15 protein-coding genes are annotated in these 18,475 nt (G+C 70.8%); 3 read left to right on the top strand and 12 right to left on the bottom strand.

Annotation, left to right across the window (positions count from 1 at the left end):
• Position 1: 1 nt before the first annotated feature.
• The 4 genes from folK to F8O04_RS11230 form a co-directional block, all read right to left on the bottom strand.
• Positions 2–835, bottom strand: a complete 834-nt coding sequence (folK, locus tag F8O04_RS11245; RefSeq protein ID WP_158029467.1) for a 2-amino-4-hydroxy-6-hydroxymethyldihydropteridine diphosphokinase — start codon at positions 833–835, stop codon at positions 2–4.
• Positions 832–1,254 (bottom strand): dihydroneopterin aldolase, encoded by a 423-nt coding sequence (gene folB, locus F8O04_RS11240; protein WP_225735021.1) that lies wholly within the window; start codon positions 1,252–1,254, stop codon positions 832–834. The genes folK and folB overlap by 4 nt, the downstream gene beginning before the upstream one ends.
• Positions 1,251–2,156 (bottom strand): dihydropteroate synthase, encoded by a 906-nt coding sequence (gene folP, locus F8O04_RS11235; protein ID WP_158029466.1) that lies wholly within the window; start codon positions 2,154–2,156, stop codon positions 1,251–1,253. The genes folB and folP overlap by 4 nt, the downstream gene beginning before the upstream one ends.
• Positions 2,157–2,235: 79 nt before the next feature.
• Entirely contained in the window at positions 2,236–5,811 is a 3,576-nt protein-coding gene (locus tag F8O04_RS11230) for a DUF7507 domain-containing protein (RefSeq protein ID WP_188726405.1), read from the bottom strand.
• Positions 5,812–6,004: 193 nt separating this feature from the next.
• Between F8O04_RS11230 and F8O04_RS11225 the strand changes: the two genes are divergently transcribed.
• Positions 6,005–7,255 carry an MFS transporter gene (locus F8O04_RS11225; protein WP_188726404.1) on the top strand — a complete coding sequence of 417 codons (1,251 nt, stop codon included), beginning with the start codon at positions 6,005–6,007 and terminating at the stop codon, positions 7,253–7,255.
• Here F8O04_RS11225 and F8O04_RS11220 read toward each other — a convergent pair.
• The 4 genes from F8O04_RS11220 to F8O04_RS11205 all read right to left on the bottom strand — a co-directional run bounded on the left by F8O04_RS11220 (position 7,159) and on the right by F8O04_RS11205 (position 12,843).
• Positions 7,159–9,513 (bottom strand): helix-turn-helix transcriptional regulator, encoded by a 2,355-nt coding sequence (locus F8O04_RS11220; protein WP_158029463.1) that lies wholly within the window; start codon positions 9,511–9,513, stop codon positions 7,159–7,161. The two genes, F8O04_RS11225 and F8O04_RS11220, sit on opposite strands and share 97 nt — an antisense overlap.
• Before the next feature lie 14 nt (positions 9,514–9,527).
• Positions 9,528–10,172, bottom strand: coding sequence for a GTP cyclohydrolase I (gene folE / locus F8O04_RS11215; RefSeq protein ID WP_158029462.1), 645 nt, complete (start codon positions 10,170–10,172; stop codon positions 9,528–9,530).
• Positions 10,173–10,182: 10 nt separating this feature from the next.
• The gene (ftsH, locus tag F8O04_RS11210; protein WP_158029461.1) at positions 10,183–12,207 is read right to left on the bottom strand and encodes an ATP-dependent zinc metalloprotease FtsH; all 2,025 of its coding nucleotides are present in this window, start codon (positions 12,205–12,207) and stop codon (positions 10,183–10,185) included.
• Between the two features lie 195 nt (positions 12,208–12,402).
• Positions 12,403–12,843, bottom strand: a complete 441-nt coding sequence (locus tag F8O04_RS11205) for a VOC family protein (RefSeq protein WP_158029460.1) — start codon at positions 12,841–12,843, stop codon at positions 12,403–12,405.
• Positions 12,844–12,956: 113 nt separating this feature from the next.
• Between F8O04_RS11205 and F8O04_RS11200 the strand changes: the two genes are divergently transcribed.
• A complete protein-coding gene (locus F8O04_RS11200; RefSeq protein WP_158029459.1) occupies positions 12,957–13,622 on the top strand; it encodes a TetR/AcrR family transcriptional regulator in 666 nt (221 codons plus the stop codon).
• A 49-nt stretch (positions 13,623–13,671) separates the two neighbouring features.
• Here the strand turns inward: F8O04_RS11200 and hpt are convergent, their stop codons facing one another.
• The 3 genes from hpt to F8O04_RS11185 form a co-directional block, all read right to left on the bottom strand.
• Positions 13,672–14,235, bottom strand: coding sequence for a hypoxanthine phosphoribosyltransferase (gene hpt / locus F8O04_RS11195; RefSeq protein ID WP_158029458.1), 564 nt, complete (start codon positions 14,233–14,235; stop codon positions 13,672–13,674).
• A 106-nt stretch (positions 14,236–14,341) separates the two neighbouring features.
• Positions 14,342–15,631 carry a tRNA lysidine(34) synthetase TilS gene (tilS, locus tag F8O04_RS11190; protein WP_225735020.1) on the bottom strand — a complete coding sequence of 430 codons (1,290 nt, stop codon included), beginning with the start codon at positions 15,629–15,631 and terminating at the stop codon, positions 14,342–14,344.
• A gap of 56 nt (positions 15,632–15,687) precedes the next feature.
• Positions 15,688–15,921, bottom strand: a complete 234-nt coding sequence (locus F8O04_RS11185) for a PLDc N-terminal domain-containing protein (RefSeq protein ID WP_158029457.1) — start codon at positions 15,919–15,921, stop codon at positions 15,688–15,690.
• A gap of 118 nt (positions 15,922–16,039) precedes the next feature.
• Between F8O04_RS11185 and ppa the strand changes: the two genes are divergently transcribed.
• Positions 16,040–16,528, top strand: coding sequence for an inorganic diphosphatase (gene ppa / locus F8O04_RS11180; RefSeq protein WP_158029456.1), 489 nt, complete (start codon positions 16,040–16,042; stop codon positions 16,526–16,528).
• 82 nt (positions 16,529–16,610) lie between these two features.
• Here the strand turns inward: ppa and F8O04_RS15165 are convergent, their stop codons facing one another.
• Positions 16,611–18,446, bottom strand: a complete 1,836-nt coding sequence (locus F8O04_RS15165; protein ID WP_158029455.1) for a peptidoglycan DD-metalloendopeptidase family protein — start codon at positions 18,444–18,446, stop codon at positions 16,611–16,613.
• Between the last annotated feature and the right edge of the window lie 29 nt (positions 18,447–18,475).

The raw sequence follows: 18,475 nt of genomic DNA, 5'->3' as shown, positions 1-18,475 counted from the left end.
GTCACGATGCGCCGCCGGACGGCGCGTCGCCGGCCGACGCTCCCTCGTCCGGCGTGTCAACTTGCCCGCGATCGTGGTCGGCACCGAACGAAGTCGCGGCGCCGGGATTCCCCGAGCGCCAGCCGGTCGAGCCCTCCGAGCCGGGTTCGTCGCTCGTGATGCGAGACCCGATGCCGGAGCCGAAGCCGAGACCGTCGCCGCCGCGGATCGGCCGTGGCGCCTCGGCCATCGACGAGGGGCCGACGATCGGCAGCCGTCGATCGGTCGACACTCCTCGCGGCGATCGACCCTCGAGCCCCGCCTCCGCGAACAGCTCGACCCGATCGGTCGCCATGCTGAGCAGGCTCTCGATGGGGCCATGGCCCGTCAGGTGCGCCGCCGGGTCAATTTCGTACCAGGGTGCGAGCACGAACGCGCGCTGCCAGGCGCGCGGGTGCGGCAGTTCGAGCTGGTCGGACGACATCTGCACGCCGTCGACGTCGATGATGTCGAGATCGAGCGTGCGACTGCCCCAGCGCTCGTTCCGCTGTCGACCGAAGCGCTCCTCGATGCCCTGCAGCTCGGCCAGGAGGCGGACCGGGCTCATCGCGGTGACCACGATGACGACCGCGTTGAGAAAGCGCGGCGCCGACTCGTCGACACCCTCGAGCGTCATCGCCGGCGTCTCGTAGAGGCTCGAGGCGGCGACGAGCTGCAGGCCCTTGAGCGCGTCGATCGCGCCGATCGCGCGGCGCAGCGTCTCGACCCGGTCACCCATGTTGCCGCCGAGCGCGATCACCGTTCGCCGGAGCTGCTCCGACCCGATGTCGCGGGTTTCCGGAGCATCGGGGTTCATGCGCTCATCTCCTCATCATCGGTGCGGAACCGCAGCACCGATACCGTCACATCGTCGAACCGCAGGTCGACCGGCGCCTGCGGCTTGTGCACCGTGATGCGCGCCGCCTGCGGCCCGGGGAACCCGAGGACAACGGCTGCCAGCCGTTCAGCGAGCGTCTCGAGCAGGTCGACCGGCTCGCCCGCGACCACGTCGTACAGGGCATGCATCAGCTCCCCGTAGTGCACCGTGTCGCCGATAGCGTCACTCGAGGCCGCCGTGCGCGTATCGACCCAGACCTCGGCATCCACGAAGAAGTCCTGCCCGTCGCGCCGCTCGTGGTCGAGCACGCCGTGGTGGCCGCGCGCGTGCATGCGTTCGATGCGGATCACATCGAGCTCGGGCAGCGGCAGGCCCGTGCCGGGGGCTGCGTTGCTCACTCGTCGACTCCGTTCGTCCAGGCGTCGACCACGCCGAGGGCGATGTCGTTCGCCGCGACGTTGTGCACGCGCAGGCCCCACACCCCGGCTCGTGCGCAGAGGGCCGAGATGATCGCGGTCGGCAGATCCCGGTCGGCGACCGGCGCGTCGTCGGCGAGCAGCGAGCCGGTGAAGCGCTTGCGCGAGGCGCCGATCAGCAGCGGATGCCCGAGGCCGGTGAAACGGTCGAGGTTGCGGAGCACCGCCCAGTTGTCGCCGGCGCCCTTGGCGAAGCCGAGGCCGGGGTCGAGAATGATCTGCTCGGGGGCGAGCCCGGCCTCCACGGCGCGGTCGCGCGCCCCGGCGAGCTCGTCGAGGATCTCGGTCGCCGGGTCGGCGTAGTCGGCGCGGCTGTTCATCGTGATCGAGTGGCCACGCCAGTGGCTGAGCACGAAGGTCGCGCCCGTCTCCGCGAGCAGCGGGAGCATGCCGTCGTCCGCCTGGCCACCCGAGACGTCGTTAACGATCGCGGCGCCGTCCGTAATGCGCAGGGCGTCGCGTGCCGTCTGCGCGTACATGGTGTCGATGCTGACGGGGATACCCGCGTCGGCGAGACGTTCGATCGCGGGGAGTACGCGACCGGCCTCCTCGGGCTGCCGAACGCGTTCCGCCCCGGGACGGGTCGACTCGCCGCCGACGTCGACCATGGCGGCGCCCTCGGCGACGAGCCGCTGCGCCTTGGAGACGGCCGCGTCGGTGCGCGCCTCCGCGGTCGCGCGCTCGACGTCGCCGCCGTCGCTGAACGAGTCGGGCGTGATGTTGAGGATGCCGACGAGGACGGGCCGGCGCCCGGCACGAGGCGATGCCTCGACGCCGCGGCCCGCGCTCGGGGACGGGGGTTTGCTCGGGGACTTGTACGTCATCGTGCCGTCAACCGTACCGGTCGCGACGGGCGATGGCCCCCGCGGGAAGCATCCTGCGAGGGCCATCGTGTCGTGTGCGCTACGCGCGTCGACGATGCAGGAGGAGTGCCCCTCCGCCGATCGTCGCCAGGACCAGCGTGATGACGAGCGCCATCAGCGTGAGCTGAGCATCGTCGCCCGTCTGGGCGAGATCGTCATCGGCCGCCGGGGGCGCCACCGTGGGTGCCGGCGTCACGGGTACCGGGGGCGTGTCGATGCGCACGGTGTCGACGTCCTCCACGCCCGGGCCGATGGGCGGAACACCCGTGGCCGTGGCCGTGTTGGTCACGGCGCCCGCGGTGAGGTCGGCCGCGGTCAGCGTGTAGCTGGCCGTCGCCGTCACCGACTCGCCCGGAGCGAGCACGCCCGCCTCGCCCGGCCACTGGCCGAACTCAAGGGCCGAGAGGCCAGCGAGCTCATCCGTGATCGAGACGCCGGTGAGGGTGACGTCGCCCGTGTTCGTCACGACGAACTGGTACGCAATGACGTCGCCGTCGAGCTGACCCGTCTTGTCGAGCTGGATGCCCGGGGCCTGCGGCACCGGCTGCTGGAAGTCGTCGTCGTCGCTCACCTCGGGGCCCGACGGAGGCGTGCCCGTTGCGGTGGCGGTGTTGACGACCGAGCCCGCGTCGCGATCAGCCTGCGTCAGCGCGTACGAGGCCGTCGCCGTCACCGACTCACCCGGCGCGAGCACGCCGGCCTCGCCCGGCCACTGGCCGAAGACGATGTCGGAGAGTCCATCGAGCTCGTCGCTCACCAACACGTCGGAGAGCGTCACGTCGCCCGTGTTCGTCACGGCGAAGGTGTACTCGACGGTGTCGACGTTCAGCACGCCGCTCTTGACGAGGTGGATGGCGGGCGACGGCACGAGCGGCTGCTCGAAGCTGTCCTCGTCGCTCACCTCCGGCCCCGACGGCGGGGTGCCCGTCGCGGTGGCGGTGTTGACGACCGAACCCGCGTCGCGGTCGGCCTGTGGGACCGCGTACGACGCGGTTGCCATCACCGACTGGCCAGGCGCGAGCACGCCCTCGGCGGCCGGCCACGAGCCGAACGCGATTTCCGAGAGACCTGCGAGCTCATCGCTCACCGACACGTTCGAGAGCGTCACGTTGCCCGTGTTCGTCACGAGGAACTCGTAGGCGATGCTCGAGCCGTCGAACGTGCCGGACTTTGCCAGATCGATGCCAGGGGCGGCCAGCAGCGGCTGCTCGAAGTCATCCTCATCGGTCACGTTGGGCCCCGACGGCGGCGTGCCCGTCGCCGTGGCGGTGTTCACGACACCGCCGGCGTCACGGTCAGCCTGCGTCAGCGTGTAGTCCGCGGTCGCCGTCACCGACTGACCGGGGGCGAGCACACCCGCCTCACCGGGCCACTCACCGAAAACGATCTCCGACAGCCCCGCGAGCTCATCGCTCAGCGAGACGCCGTTGAGCGTCACGTCGCCCGTGTTGGTGACGGTGAACTCGTAACCGATCACGTCGCCGTCGAGCTGGCCCGACTTCGCGAGCTCGATGCCAGGCGCCTGCGGCACCGGCTGCTCGAAGTCGTCGTCGTCGGTCACGTTGGGGCCCGACGGCGGCGTGCCCGTCGCGGTCGCCGTGTTCACGACCGAACCCGCGTCGTGGTCGGCCTGCGTCAGCGTGTAGTCCGCGGTCGCCGTCACCGACTGACCGGGGGCGAGCACACCCGCCTCACCAGGCCACTCACCGAACACGATCTCCGACAGACCCACGAGCTCATCGCTCAGCGAGACGCCCGAGAGCGTCACCTCGCCGGTATTCGTCACCGTGAAGGTGTAGGCGATCGCATCGCCGTCGAGCTGACCGATCTTGACGAGATCGATGCCGGGGGCCGAATCGAGCGGCTGCTCGAAGTCGTCGTCATCGGACACGTTGGGGCCCGACGGCGGCGTGCCCGTCGCCGTTGCCGTGTTCACGACCGAACCCGCGTCGTGGTCGGCCTGCGTCAGCGTGTAGTCCGCGGTCGCCGTCACCGACTGACCGGGGGCGAGCACACCCGCCTCACCGGGCCACTCACCGAAAACGATCTCCGACAGACCCGCGAGCTCATCGCTCAGCGAGACGCCGTTGAGCGTCACGTTGCCGGTGTTCATCACGAGGAACTGGTAGCCGATGGTGTCGTCCGTCAAGACGCCGGTCTTCTCGAGATCGATGCCAGGGGCGGCCAGCAGCGGCTGCTCGAAGTCGTCCTCATCGGACACGTCGGGGCCCGACGGCGGCGTGCCCGTCGCGGTCGCCGTGTTCACGACCGAACCCGCGTCGTGGTCGGCCTGCGTCAGCGTGTAGTCCGCGGTCGCCGTCACCGACTGACCGGGGGCGAGCACACCCGCCTCACCAGGCCACTCACCGAACACGATCTCCGACAGACCCACGAGCTCATCCGTGATCGAGACGCCAGAGAGTGCCACATCGCCCGTATTCGTCACCGTGAAGGTGTAGGCGATCGCATCGCCGTCGAGCTGACCCGTCTTCACGAGGTCGATGCCGGGCAGAAGCTCGGGGAGCACGACGTTCGCAGCCGACTCATCGGTCACGGGTTCGCCCGCGGGCGGCGTGCCCGAGGTACTCGCGAGGTTGTCGACCTGGCCCGCGGCGATGTCGTCGGCGGTAAGCGCGTACTGTGCCGTCGCGGTGACCGACTCGCCGGGGGCGAGCACGCCCGCCTCCACCGGCCAGGGGCCGAACACGATATCGGAGAGCCCGGCCTTCGAGTCGCTGAGGGTCACGTCAGTGAGCGTGACGCTGCCCGTGTTGGTGACCGTGAAGCCGTAGTCGACGAGATCGCCGGCGACGCCCGTGGCCCCCGGAGCGAGCTGCCCCGTCTTCTCGAGATCGATCGTGGCGCAATTCACGTTGACGATGTTCTGCATCGCGGCCTGCAGCCCGGCGAAGCCGGCGAGGAAGTAATCGCTGCCCTCCTCGGTGCCCGAGACCTGCTCGATGTGCTCGCGGAACTGCTGCAGCATGTCGCCCTGCAGGTTGTCGCTCACACCGATGGGCATCACGCGGGTGCCCTTGGCCTTCAGCGCGTTGGCGCTTGTCACGGACGCATCGATCGTCGCGCGGTCGGTCGAGTTGCCTGGGCCTTGTGCCGGGCTGCCGTACTGGGTCGGGTTGCCGTCCGTCAGGAAGACGAGGGCGTCGTACGACTCGGCCGAGGCCGTGACCGCCGCGAAGGCGCGATCCCAGTTCGTGCCGCCCTGCTGGCTCGCCGGGCGCTGGATGCCGTTCAAGTACGACTCGATGGTGGCGACGCCGCTGGCGTCGGACAGCGAGGTGAGCGGCAGCGGCGCGTTGGCGGCCGACGAGGTCGCGGGCGCGTTCGACGCGAAGGTGTGCACGGCGATCCTCACCGGGTACCCCTCGAGCGACCCGGCGAGCGCCGTCAGCTGGGCGCGGGTCTGCGCGAGCTGCGGATCGGTCACCGAGTTCGACAGGTCGACGCTGATCGCGAGGTCGACCTCGCAACGGTCGGGCATGGTCGGGTTCGGCGCAGCAGGGATGTCGGATTGGACAGCCTGCGCCGCGCTCGCGCCCGAGAGGGCGAATACGGTACCGACCGCCGCCGCGAGCACGCCGGCGACGAGAGTCCTCACCCGCCCTCGGCGCAAGGAACGTTGCGGGAAAGAACTCACGGGGGGAAACTCCTCGGGTAGCGGCGCGTGCGAGTGGATGCACACAGCTATGGACCAGACTTCGCGACGGTACCCATGCGTCACTGCGCCCCGTCGGGCTTCGCCCGACGTTCACCCTGAGTTTCATCCCAAAGCCTGCTGGGAGAATGCCGGGGTGTCTCGGATCCGGTCGCTGTGGCCTCTGCTCATCGCCAGTCTCGTCCTCAACGCCATGTACGGAGCGTTCGCGGGAGTGCTCGTCCCCGCTCAGGTCGCCATCGCCGAACCCGCGAACAAGGAGCTCGTGCTCGCCGCGATCATGACCGCGTCGTCGTTGCTGACGATCGCCGCGCATCCCATTGCCGGTGCGCTCTCCGACCGCACCCGCAGCAGGTGGGGACGCCGCAAGCCCTGGGTCGTGGGAGCCTCGCTCGCGAGCGCTCTCGTGATGGTCTGGCTCGGCGAGGCCGATGCCGTCTGGGCGATCGCACTCGGATGGCTCGTGCTGCAGCCACTGCTCAACGCCGTCGAGGCGCCGCTCGACGCGGTCGTCGCCGATCGCGTCGAGCGGCGCGATCGCCCTCGCGCCGCCGCCTCCTACGGCGCCTCGGCCGCCGTCGGTCTCGCGCTCGGTGCAGCGGTCGCCGGCGTCTGGGCCGCGACACCGGCGGGGCTCTCCCCCTGGCTCGCTGCGGCGCTGCTCGCGGCCGCCATCGTGTTCGCCGTGGCCATGCCGCAGCGGGCGCCCCACCCGGCCGGCCGTAGCGCACATCCGCATCCACTCCCACGGCCGACCGCGCCGATCCCCGCGCGCAGGGCCACGCAGCCCCTGCTCGCAACGCTGCGCATCCCCCGGTTCCGGCTCGTCTTCATCGCTCGGTTCCTCCTCGTCCTCGGCCAGCACCTCGTCATGGGCTACCTGCTCTACGCCGTCATCGCGATGACCGGCGCCTCGGTGGGCGAAGCCGGAGGCGCGGTCAGCCTGCTCATCGGCAGCCACATCGCCGCTGTCGTGCTCGGTGCCCTCGTGGGCTCCCGCTTCATCGGCTCCCGCCGCGTGCCGTGGGTGATCGGCGGCTCGGTGACCATCGCCGCCGCCCTCCTCGTGCCGATCGCGCTGCCCAACCTCTGGGGGCTCGCGGTCTTCGCCGTCGTCGGGGGCATCGGCCGCGGCGTCTACCTCAGCGCCGACCTCGCGCTCATGATCGATGTGCTGCCGTCGCCGGGTGACCACGGGCGCGATCTCGGCGTGTTCGGCCTCGCCACGATCGTGCCCCAGGTGCTGGCGCCCGCGCTGGCGGGGGTCGTGCTCACCGTCTCGGGCGGGGCCTACGCGGTCCTGTTCGGCCTCGCGTCGCTGTGCGTGCTCGCATCGGTGCCGGTGATCGCGCGCATCGGCCGCTCCGGCGCGTCGAGCAGTCCGTAGGCGATCGCGCGGGCGATCGCCTCCTCTCGCGAGCGTGCTTCGAGCTTGCGGTAGAGGGCCCGGCACTGGCTCTTGACCGTGTTCACCGAGACATGCAGGCGAGCCGCGATGTCGTCGATCCGCGAGCCCGTGACGAGCTCGCGCAACACCACTCGCTCCCGCTCCGTCAGCCTGGGAACCACGGGCGTCTCGGCCACCGACGGCAGCGGCGCGGCCTCGATGCCGAAGAGCGTCGCATCGGCGCCGCGCAGCAGGTCGAACGAGGTGCTCAAGCCCGCGCTGTTGGCGAGCGCCCGCGCACGGGCCGCGACGATCTCCGCTTCGCGCGGCGATCCCATGCGGGCGAGCAGCACACTCTCGATCACGCAACGCTCGAGCCGGTCGCGCGGGGTGCAGGTCTCGACACCGCCGACCAGCTGCAGCGCGCGCTCGTTCTCGCCGCCCGCGAGCGCGACTCGCGCGGCGAGCAAGCGCGTCCACGAGCCGTCCGTCGGCCGGGCGCGCAGCGAGCGCGCGGCCACGACGTCGCCGGAGGCGAGCTCGAGCGTGATCGCCGACAGGTCGAGCGCGCGCGCCGCGAGCGTGGTCTGACGCGGGCCCGTCCCGCGCCGCCGCCTCAGCAGCCGCAGACGCTCGAGCCCCTCGGCTGCCTCGCCGCGGCGCAGGTCGATGAGCGCGTCCACCCACGCCAGCAGCGGCCAATGCTCGATCGTGTCGATGTGCGCTCGAACCGGTTCGATCGCTTCTTCGGCCCTCGCGATGTCGCCCCCCTCGATGGCGACGAGCGCATCGGCGATTCGGAGCATGCTGCCGGCGTAGTCATCGGCCAGCTCGCTCGGCCAGTTGCGCTCCCACGTCGCATCGACGAGGCGCCCCGCCTCGTGCATGTCTCCCTCGACGGCGAGCAACAGCGCCTCGCAGCCCGCCGCCATGAGCTCGACCCCACCTCGGGATGCACGGGAGCGCGCCCATTCGAACTGCGCCCGCGCGTCGGCGAAATGACCGCCGTAGAAGAGGCTGATGCCCGCGTGCACGTGCAGGTCGCCGATCAGCCCGCCGATGCTCTCGAGCTCGGCCGGCGGCAGCTCGTCGAGCATCCGGGCCGCGGCCGTCGCGGCGGCGACGCCCCCGTCGCCGATGCCGATGAGACGCCTCGCGACACTCTCGATCGTGCGCAGGATGGGCCGGTCCGGGGATGCCTTTCGCGCCGTGCCGATGCCCACCAGCGCGACGCCCATGAGCTCCGCCGCTCGCAGCGAGTGCCCGCGATGGGCGTTGAGCACGAGCGCCTTCGCCATCGCGATCACTGGCCAGCGCGCCAGCGAGGGCGCCGAGGTACCGTGCAGCGCCCACACGATCGCGGTCCCGTGGGCGCGAAGGAACGGCATGCCTCCGTTCTTCAGCGCGCGATCAACGAGGTCGAGCCGCCCCGCTGCGACCGCCTCGATGACCGCTTCGAGCCAGGCCCCCTCGTCGAGCAGCGACAGTGCGACGCGCTCGCGAATTGCCCGCCGCTCGTCCGCGGTGCGGGGAAACGCGGCCCGCGTCGCGGCGCGGAGCGGGGGCGGGATCATCAGCACCGACTGCGGCGCCCCGGCCACGCGCGCGAGCGCACCGTCGCGGACGGCGCGATCGAAGGCCTCGCCGTCGCCCCCGAGCTCGACGAGGAGCTCGCGAGTGATCACCTCTGGAACCGCCGCGTCGGCCCACGAGGCATCGAGCACGTCACGATCGAGCTCCGCCAGCACCCCGTCGAAGCGCTCGATCCTCGTCACGCCGCTCTCGAGGATCGCGCGCACCGAGCGCGCATGGCCGCGCGTCGCGATGAACAGCGCGGCCACGTCGGTGCGGGAACCGGAGGTCGCAACGTGCTGTCGCAGCTCGCTCGCCGTGAACGAGAGCTCGCGCACCACCTCCACGTGCCAGCTCGAGGGCAGCGACGCCTCGCTCACGAGACCGAGCCGCAACCGCAGCTCCGACCCCACTCCGAGGTGCGCACCGAGCCGATCCCAGTCCTGCGGCTCAAGGCGCTCGGCGTCGTCGATGACGAGCGTTCCGCGCAGCGCTTCATCGGGGAGCGTCGCCACCTTCCAGGACGGAATCCCGACCGCATCGTCGTGCGCCGTGAGCCACTCCCGCAGCAGCGGCGTCACTCCGGAGCCGCGGGGGCCCACGACCGCGACGACCTCGGCGGGGCTCGAGAGCTCGGCGAGCAGCCGCGGCGGCGGGAATGCCGGCGAGCCCTGCATCGGAGCCATCGGTGGCGCGCCCTCTATATTCCGACGGGGGTCGCGCTTGACCCGCCCGTCGTGATCCCCTTGCCGAGCAGCGCCATGACCTCGGCCCGGCCCGCGGGGTCGGCGAGCGTGCCGCGGCCCGACACCGTGATGGTCTCACCGCGTTCCTGCCGGGAACCCCGCAGGCCGACGCACCCGTGGGTTGCGACGATGACGGCGAGCGCGCCGCGAGCATCCAACCCCTCCATGAGCGCGTCGACGAGGTCGTCGCCGATCCGCTCCTGCAGCGTGAGGCGAGTCGACACGATGTCGACGAGGTCGTAGATGCGGCTCAGCCCGATGATCGATTCGGAGGGCACGTAGGCGACGTGCACGGTTCCCGTGAACGGCAGCAGATGGTGCTCGCAGGTCGACCGGAATGCTGCGCCGCGCACGAGGACAGGCTGGTCGCTCGCACCGGCGGCCTCGCTCGCCGGATCGTCGAGCGGGATGCGCCCGGCCGTCAGCATGGGCACGGGGTCGACGCCGATGCCGCCGAGCAGTTCGAGCGCCGCTTCGGTCACGCGCTCGGGCGTGCGGCGCAATGGCCCCCGCCTCGGATCGTCACCGGTCGCCGCGAGAAACTCGGCGATGGCGTTCGCCATACGCTCGCGATCGAGACGCGGGGCCCTGGCAGTCATGGCCGCGAGCCTACCGCCCCTCGCGGCCGTAGCCGTCGGACGAGCCCGGCGAACCCCGGTAGCTCGAGTAGCCGGAGCCCTCGCCACTCGACGTGCCGCCGCCGGCACCGATCTCGTCGACCGCGTGGCTGGGCTGCAGCGACACCGGCGGGCGGGAGCTCACGGGGCGGTCCGGGCTCGAGAGCCACTGCGGCCGCTCGGGCAGCTTGCGTACCGGGGCGAAGATCTGCTCGAGCCGCACGTGGTCGATCGTCTCTTTCTCGAGCAGTTCGGCGGCGAGGTTGTCGAGAATGTCGCGGTTGTCGTTGAGCACCTGCCACGCCTCGGTGTGCGCGTTGTCGATCAGCTGTCGCACCTCGCGGTCGATCGACTCGGCGACGGTCTCGGAGTAGTTGCGCGCCGACCCGGTGTCGCGGCCGTAGACCTGCTCGCTCGACGAGTCACCGAGCTTGACCGAGCCGACCTTCGTCGACATGCCGTACTCGGTCACCATCTTCCTGGCCGTCTTGGTGGCCTTCTCGATGTCGTTGGATGCTCCGGTGGTCGGGTCGTGGAACACGATTTCCTCGGCCACTCGCCCGCCCATTGCGTACGCGAGCTGGTCGAGCAGCTCGTTGCGCGTGACCGAGTACTTGTCTTCGAGCGGCAGCACCATCGTGTACCCGAGCGCCTTGCCGCGGGGAAGGATCGTGATCTTGGTGACCGGGTCGGTGTTGCGCATCGCGGCGGCGGCGAGCGCGTGCCCGCCCTCGTGGTACGCCGTGATGAGCTTCTCCTGGTCGTTCATGACGCGGCTTCGGCGCTGGGGCCCGGCGATGACGCGGTCGACGGCCTCGTCGAGGGCGCGGTTGTCGATGATCTGCGCGTCGGAACGGGCCGTGAGGAGCGCAGCCTCATTGAGCACGTTCGCGAGGTCGGCACCCGTGAAGCCGGGCGTCTTGCGCGCGATGACGGCGAGGTCGACCTCATCGGCGAGGGGCTTGCCCTTCGCGTGCACCTGGAGGATCTGCTTGCGGCCCACGAGGTCGGGCGCGTCGACGCCGATCTGCCGGTCGAAGCGGCCAGGGCGAAGGAGCGCGGGGTCGAGCACATCAGGGCGGTTCGTTGCGGCGATCAGGATGACGTTGGTGGTCGAGTCGAACCCGTCCATCTCGACGAGCAGCTGGTTGAGCGTCTGCTCGCGCTCGTCATTGCCGCCGCCGACGCCGACGCCGCGATGGCGGCCGACAGCGTCGATCTCGTCGATGAAGATGATGGCGGGAGCATTCGTCTTCGCCTGCTCGAAGAGATCGCGCACGCGGCTCGCGCCCACGCCGACGAACATCTCGACGAAGTCGGAGCCCGAGATCGAGTAGAACGGGGCACCCGCCTCGCCCGCAACGGCCTTCGCGAGCAGCGTCTTCCCGGTGCCGGGAGGGCCGTAGAGGAGCACGCCCTTCGGGATCTTGGCGCCGACCGCGAGGAACTTCTGCGGCTCCTTGAGGAACTCCTTGATCTCCTCAAGCTCCTCGAGGGCCTCGTCGGAGCCGGCGACGTCGGCGAAGGTGACCTTGGAGTCTTCCTTCGAGACCATCTTGGCCTTCGACTTGCCGAACTGCATGACGCGCCCACCGCCACCGCCGAGCATGCCCGAGAACATGATCCAGATGAAGAAGCCGATCAGCATGAGCGGCAGCAGGATCGACAGCGCGCTCGAGAACCAGCTCGGCTGCGGCACCTCGTCATCGAAGCCACCACCGGGCGCCGCCGTGTTGACGGCGTCGACGACGGCGTCGGCACGCGCCTCCACGAAATAGAACTGCACCCGCTCGCCGTACTCCGGGTCGGGTTCAGTGAGCTCGACGTCGACGCGGTTCTCGCCGTCGGTGATCTTGATCGTCTCGGCCTTGCCGTCCTCGATCAGCTCGAGGCCCTGCTGCGTCGTGATGCGCGAGGCGCCCTGCCCATTGAAGAGGGCGAAGCCGATGCCGATGAGGATCACCGCGAGCGCGACGATGACGAGGGGATTCTTAAGCAGCTTGACGATGGTCTTCATGAACGGGCGGGCTCGAGCCTTCCAAATACGGCCGCGCGCCGGATGCGCGGACAGCGACCGCGCGGCGCTCCCGGCCCGCGTGGACTGCGACCGAGCGTACCGGAGGGTGGGCGGGGGTGAGCTGGCTGTTCGCTCACGGCGCGGTGCGGCACCGCGGGGCATCCGCGGGCCGCACCGCGGCGTGGATGCTCGTGGCTAGTCGCCAGCGCCAGCGCCCTCGGCGCTCTGCACCTCGATGTTGACCATCCACGGCACCCCGAACTTGTCGGTGAACGAGCCGTACCTGTCGCCCCACACCTGCTGCTCGAGCGGCATCTCGACCGTGCCGCCCTCCGACAGCCTGTTGAAGATCTCGGTGAGCTGCTCCTCCTCAGGGCCGACGAGCGAGACGGCGTAGTTGTTGCCGTAGGTGACGGGAGGACCGAAGCCCTCCACGACGTCGGACGCCATGAGGCGAAGCGTGTCGTTGACGAGCTGCGCGTGCATGATCTTGTCGAACGCGGGGCTGCCCTCGGGAGCAGCGCCGAACTCGCCGTAGGTCGAGAACCCGACCTCGCCGCCAAGCGCCTCGTGATAGAAGGTCATGGCCTCGCGGGTGGTGCCGGGAAAGTTCAGGTAGGGCATGAGGTTGGTCATGGTCGGTCCTTTCGTCTGCGCGCACGAGCACCGCACGGCGAGTGCGATCCCCTTCGATCGCCGCGATGTCCACGGCGTGGACTTCTCGGCGACGTCCAGCGTAGGCTCGTCGCATGAGCGAGGCAAGAGATCACGGCGAGTCCTCGCGCCCAGCGCGGGCCTACCACCACGGCAACCTCCGCGAGGCCCTCGTCGCCTGCGGCATCGACCTCGCTCGCGCAGGCGGTCCCGACGCACTGGTCCTGCGCGAGGTCACGCGGCGCATCGGCGTGACCCCCCGCGCCGCCTACCGTCATTTCGCCGACCGCGATGCCCTGGTCACCGAGATCGCCCGGGTCGCCCTCTCCGAGATGGCGACACTCGTCGGCGAACGAATGACGAGCATCCGCGCCGATGACGCGCTCGAGCACGCGTGCGCCTCGCTGCGAACGCTCGGGATCGGCTACATCGACTATGCCCTGGACGAGCCCGGCCTGTTCGCCGTCGCGATGTACGGCCTCGATCGCATGGTCCTCGCCAAGCCCTCGGAGGAGGGGCACGCGGCCACGTCGCCGTACGCGGTCCTCGAGCAGATCGTAAGCGCATTCGTCGCCGAGGGCGTGCTGGCGGCCGAACGCATGCCCGCCGCCGTCACGATGTGCTGGTCGTCGGTGCACGGCTTCGCGACGCTCGCGACGCAGGGGCCGCTGCGTGAGGTGCGGCGCGCGCGGGCGAGGGAAATGGCGGAGGAGATGGTGACGCTCGTCGTCGACGGTCTGGCCGCCGGACGACGGCCGTGAACCGTAGAGCGGTGCAACACGGCGGCGGAGCGCAGGGAGACGCTGCTGCCTAAGCTTCGGCCGGGGCGTACACGTGGGGCTGCAGCACCACGAGGTCGCGGAGGTTGCGATACCGCTCGTCGTAGTCGAGCCCGTACCCCACCACGAACTCGTCGGGAACGTCGAAACCGACGAACTTCAACTCGATGTCCGACTTCAGCCGAGCCGGCTTCCTGAACAGCGTGCAGATGTCGACAGACGCCGGGCCGCGCGACTCGAGGTTCGCCTTCAGCCACGACAGCGTCAGGCCGGAGTCGATGATGTCCTCGACGATGAGCACGCGCCGACCGGTGATGTCGGCATCGAGGTCCTTCAGGATGCGCACGACGCCCGACGAGGTCGTCCCCGACCCGTACGACGACACCGCCATCCAGTCCATGTGCACGGGGAGGCGCAGCTCGCGAGCGAGGTCGCTCACGACCACGACGGCACCCTTGAGCACTCCGACGAGCAGGGGCGGCTCGTCGGCGTACTCCGCTTCGATCTCACGCGCGATCTCGGCGAGGCGTTCGCGCAGCTGCTGCTCGGTGAAGAGCACCTCGCGCACGTCGTCGCGGATGTCATCGGTCTGCACAGGAACTCCCTCTTCGTCGTGCGTCGTCGGCTTGCGTTCGTCCTGTCGCCCGTCTCGGCCGCGGCGCTGCGGGCCCGCGCGGACTCGCGGCTCGCGGTGTTGCTCGCTAGCCGGTCGCGCCGGCATCCACGACGTCGTCGCCGCCGTCGCCCGCGGCCGCCTCGGTCGCGCCGAAGAAGATCTGGTCGCGCTCGCGCTCGACGCGGATGCCGGGCAGATCGATCGCGCCCTGCCCGCGGTACTCGGTGGCGAGTGCCGTGACGGCCATCGTGTGGCGCCGGGAGAGCGACACGCCGAAGCCCTGCTCGGCGACGATGCGGCAGATGCGCTGGCGCAGCGCTGGCGGCTGCGTCACGATGCCGCCCACGTCGAGCGCGATGCGCCCGTCGGCGTCGGTCGACACGACCTCGCGCGCCCACTCGTGGGCGAGGTCGTCGAGGGTCTCAGAGTCTTCGCGCAGCGTCGTCGCGGTGCGAGCGAGCGCCTCGGAGATACCGGGACCGAGCTCGCGCTCGAGCATGGGGAGCACCGCGTGGCGCACCCGCGAGCGGGTGTACTTGGGGTCGTCGTTGTGCGGGTCGTTCCACGGCTCGAGTCCCTGGTCGAGGCACGCCTGCAAGGTGTCGGCGCGACGGATGCCGAGCAGCGGACGAAGCAGCGACCCCGTCTCGGCGGCCATGCCATGCAGGCTCTTGCCGCCCGAGCCCCGGGCGAGCCCGAGCAGCACGGTCTCGGCCTGGTCGTCGAGCGTGTGACCGAGCAGCACCGCATCGGCGCCGAGCTGCTGCCGCGTGGCCTCGATCGCTTCGTAGCGGGTGACGCGCGCCGCGGCCTCGGGGCCGTCGCCCGTCTCGTCGACCGACACGCGCACGACCATGACCGGCTCGAGCCCCAGCTCGCGCGCCTGCCCGGCCGCGCGGGCCGCGATCTCGTCCGAGCCGTCCTGCAAGCCGTGGTCGATGATGACGGCGCCCGCGCGCATGCCCGCGCGCGGCGCCTCGAAGGCGGTGCCCGCCGCGAGGGCCAGCGAGTCAGGCCCGCCACTGAGTGCGATCAGGACGAGTGGGCCGGATGCTTCGGCCGCCCCCGCGTCCGTGTCCGGGCCCGTATCCGCGCCCGTCGCATCGGCCGGGGTCGTGACCTCGGCCGCCCCCGGAGCCACGCCGGCGTTCTCGCTGACGCCCGCGACCCGGAGCGCGTCCGATGCCGCGTGCAAGGGTCGCCGCTGCGGGTCCGCCTGCGTGGCCTCGTGCGCCGCCACACCCTCCCGGGGCCGCGACGTGACCGCAGTGCCGCCCCGGGCATCCCCCGATTTTCGCGCGACGCTCGCCAGCGCGGCGCGAACGGCGCGGCGGATGTCGGCGACGGGCGGGGTCAGGCGCGGGCGATTGGTCACGGGTCCACTTTAGGCGCTCGGGCGCTCGCTGTCGGGCGCCGGTTTGCGGCCGGCGGTCACCGCGTGATCTTGCGCCCGCCGAGGAGATACGCCGCCGGGCCGACATAGTTCACGAAGCTCGCGAGGAACCAGAACCACTTCGGCCCGTTGAGGTGTTCGGGCCGGCGACGAACGAGGCTCGCCCAGGTCGCGGCCTGCAGAGCGAACTGCACGAGCGAGAGGATGACGAGGCAGGCACGCTTGGCCCGTGACGGCGCGTGGCGATCGATCTGACGGTTGCGAAGGCTCATGCTCTCAGCGTGCCAGGTGCGGGGCGCCAGCGGAACCAGCCGGGCCGCGGCGGCTCCCCCCGCCGCGTGTGGCCTACTCTGGGCTGGAATTCTCCGACTTCACACTGCAAGGAGCAGCATGGGCACGTACGACGTCGTCATCGAGATCCCCCGCGGCAGCAAGAACAAGTACGAGGTCGACCACGAGACCGGTCGGGTGTACCTCGACCGTGTGCTGTTCACCCCGTTCGTCTACCCCGTCGACTACGGGTACTTCGAGCACACGCTCGCCGACGACGGCGACCCGCTCGACGCGCTCGTGCTGCTCGAGTACCCGCTGTTCCCGGGGGTCGGCATCAAGGTCCGCCCGGTCGGCGTGCTGCGCATGTCGGACGACGGCGGCGGCGACGACAAGATCCTGTGCGTGCCCCACAAGGACCCGCGCTGGGCGCACATTCAAGACCTGGGCGACGTCGACCAGTCGACGAAGGACCAGCTGCAGCACTTCTTCGAGCACTACAAGGACCTCGAGCCCGGCAAGTGGGTCAAGATCGACGCCTGGGGCGGCGCGGCCGAGGCCGAGGAGATCATCGAGCACTCGCTCGCGGCCTACACGCCCGCGGGCTGACGCCGCGCACCGCAGACGGGAGGGGCGCCGAGTCGATCGACTCGGCGCCCCTCCCGTTTCCGTGCGCTGGATGCTCGGTGCGTCAGGTGTAGACGGTGCCGATCTTGGCGAGCCAGGGCTGCGGGTCGAGCAGCTGCCCGAAGTACTTCACCTCGAAGTGCAGGTGGCAGCCGGTTGAGGTCCCGGTCGTTCCCGCAAAGGCGATCACGTCGCCGGCCTTGACCTGCTGACCGACGTAGACGTTGAGGCCGCCCTCCATGATGTGCGAGTAGCTCACGACGACGCCGCCGCCGATGTCGAGCACGACGTGGTTGCCAAAGCCGCCGTTGTAGCCGGAGTAGGTGACGGTACCGGCGTGCAGGGCATAGAGCGGGGCGCCGCAGGTACCGCCGGGCACGACCAGGTCGAGACCGTTGTGCATGCGGTAGCCGCCCATCACTGGGTGCCAGCGCATGCCGAAGGGGCTCGTCACGACGCCGGCGCTCACGATCGGGTGGTAGCCGGGAAGGATGCCGGGAGAACCCGGTTCCGGTTGCGGCTCGGGCTGCGGCTCAGGCTCCGGTTCGGGCTCCGGAACGACCTCGATGTCGGGGCGCTCCGGCGGCACGTATGGGTCGATGATCGGCTTGCCCGGGTCGACCGGTGTCGGGTTGACGGGCGGTGTCGGGTTGACGGGCGGTGTCGGGTTGACGGGCGGTGCCGGGTTGACGGGCGGAGCCGGATCGACGGGCGGAGCCGGATCGACGGGCGGAGCCGGGTCGACGGGCGGAGCCGGATCGACGGGCGGTGCCGGCGACGGCTCAGGGTTCTGCGTGGCGTCCGGGTCCTGCGAGGGCTCGGGCGCGTCGGGCTGCGGTGAGCCGGGATCGGCGGGCGCCGTCGGGGTCGTCGTCGGCGTGGGACCGGGCACGGCCGCGCCGCCCGCGCCGTCGCCGGTGTCGAGCGTGCCATCGGGCTTCGTGGGCACGTTTTGGGGCACCACGACGGGTGGCGCTTCAGCGGGGATTTCGGGGGCCGGAGGGGGCGTGACTCCCGCGGCCTCGGCGGCCGCGACAGCTTCGTCATGCGCCTGCTGCTGGGCGGCGGCCGCTGCGGCGGCGCGCTCGGCAGCCTCCTGCTCGAGTTGATCGGCCCAGTACTGCTCGGCCGCGGCGTAATCGGCGGCGAGCACGTCACGCTGGTCGATCAGGGGCGCAAGCATCGCCTGAAGCTCGGCGCGGCGCTTGTCCGCCTGGACCTTCTGCGTCTGCAGGGAGATCTGGGCGATCTGCGCACTGTCGAACTCGGCCTCGGCATCGGCTTCGAGTTTCTGGAGTTCCGTCAGTGCCTTCTCGGCCTGCTCACCGAGGGCGGCCGCGTTGTTCTGCTCGGCGACAGCCTGGTTGTAGATGCCGTTCGTCTGTTCCGAGAGCTTCGAGATCGTTCCGAGCTGGTAGAGCAGGGTGTCGGCGTTCTCGGGGTCGGTGAAGAGCGCGAGCGACGGGTCGCCGCCTCCTCGGCTGGCCATGGCGGCGGCGAGCTGGCCCGCGTGTTCGCGCGACTCGTCGGCGGCCTGCTGCGCCGCGGTGGCCTGCTCCTGCAGCGCCGAGACCTCGGCCTGCTTCTGGTTCGACGCGCGCTGGGCCTCGGCGTAGGTCGAGCCCGCGGCGTTGGCGGTCGAAGTCGCCGTGGCGAGACCCGCGTCGAGCGCCGCGATCTCGGTCTGGATGTCGGCGATGAGCTGTTGCTGTCGATCGATGCTGTCCTGCGCCGCGACGACGTCGTCCCACGTGATCGATTGATCGAACTCGGCGATCGCGGGTGCCGCGACGCCGCCGATCACCAGTGCGCCGGCGATCGTGAGGCCGAGCGTGTGGCGCCACGAGCCGAGACGTCGCCGGAGGGCGCCCCCGGGGCGTGCCGTCGAATCGGCGCTCATGCGTCCTCCTTATGCGTGCCGGCCCTGTT

Source organism: Pseudoclavibacter endophyticus (assembly GCF_008831085.1).
Classification (GTDB): Bacteria; Actinomycetota; Actinomycetes; order Actinomycetales; family Microbacteriaceae; genus Pseudoclavibacter; species Pseudoclavibacter endophyticus.
The sequence above is the reverse complement of the archived record's forward strand: the minus strand, read 5'-3'. Positions and strand labels throughout refer to the sequence as shown.

Coding starts and splice junctions, on each gene's coding strand:
- folK (WP_158029467.1), bottom strand. CDS start 835: ATGAACCCCGATGCTCCGGAAACCCGCGACATCGGGTCGGAGCAGCTC.
- folP (WP_158029466.1), bottom strand. CDS start 2,156: ATGACGTACAAGTCCCCGAGCAAACCCCCGTCCCCGAGCGCGGGCCGC.
- F8O04_RS11220 (WP_158029463.1), bottom strand. CDS start 9,513: ATGGCTCCGATGCAGGGCTCGCCGGCATTCCCGCCGCCGCGGCTGCTC.
- folE (WP_158029462.1), bottom strand. CDS start 10,172: ATGACTGCCAGGGCCCCGCGTCTCGATCGCGAGCGTATGGCGAACGCC.
- ftsH (WP_158029461.1), bottom strand. CDS start 12,207: ATGAAGACCATCGTCAAGCTGCTTAAGAATCCCCTCGTCATCGTCGCG.
- F8O04_RS11205 (WP_158029460.1), bottom strand. CDS start 12,843: ATGACCAACCTCATGCCCTACCTGAACTTTCCCGGCACCACCCGCGAG.
- F8O04_RS11200 (WP_158029459.1), top strand. CDS start 12,957: ATGAGCGAGGCAAGAGATCACGGCGAGTCCTCGCGCCCAGCGCGGGCC.
- F8O04_RS11185 (WP_158029457.1), bottom strand. CDS start 15,921: ATGAGCCTTCGCAACCGTCAGATCGATCGCCACGCGCCGTCACGGGCC.
- ppa (WP_158029456.1), top strand. CDS start 16,040: ATGGGCACGTACGACGTCGTCATCGAGATCCCCCGCGGCAGCAAGAAC.
- F8O04_RS15165 (WP_158029455.1), bottom strand. CDS start 18,446: ATGAGCGCCGATTCGACGGCACGCCCCGGGGGCGCCCTCCGGCGACGT.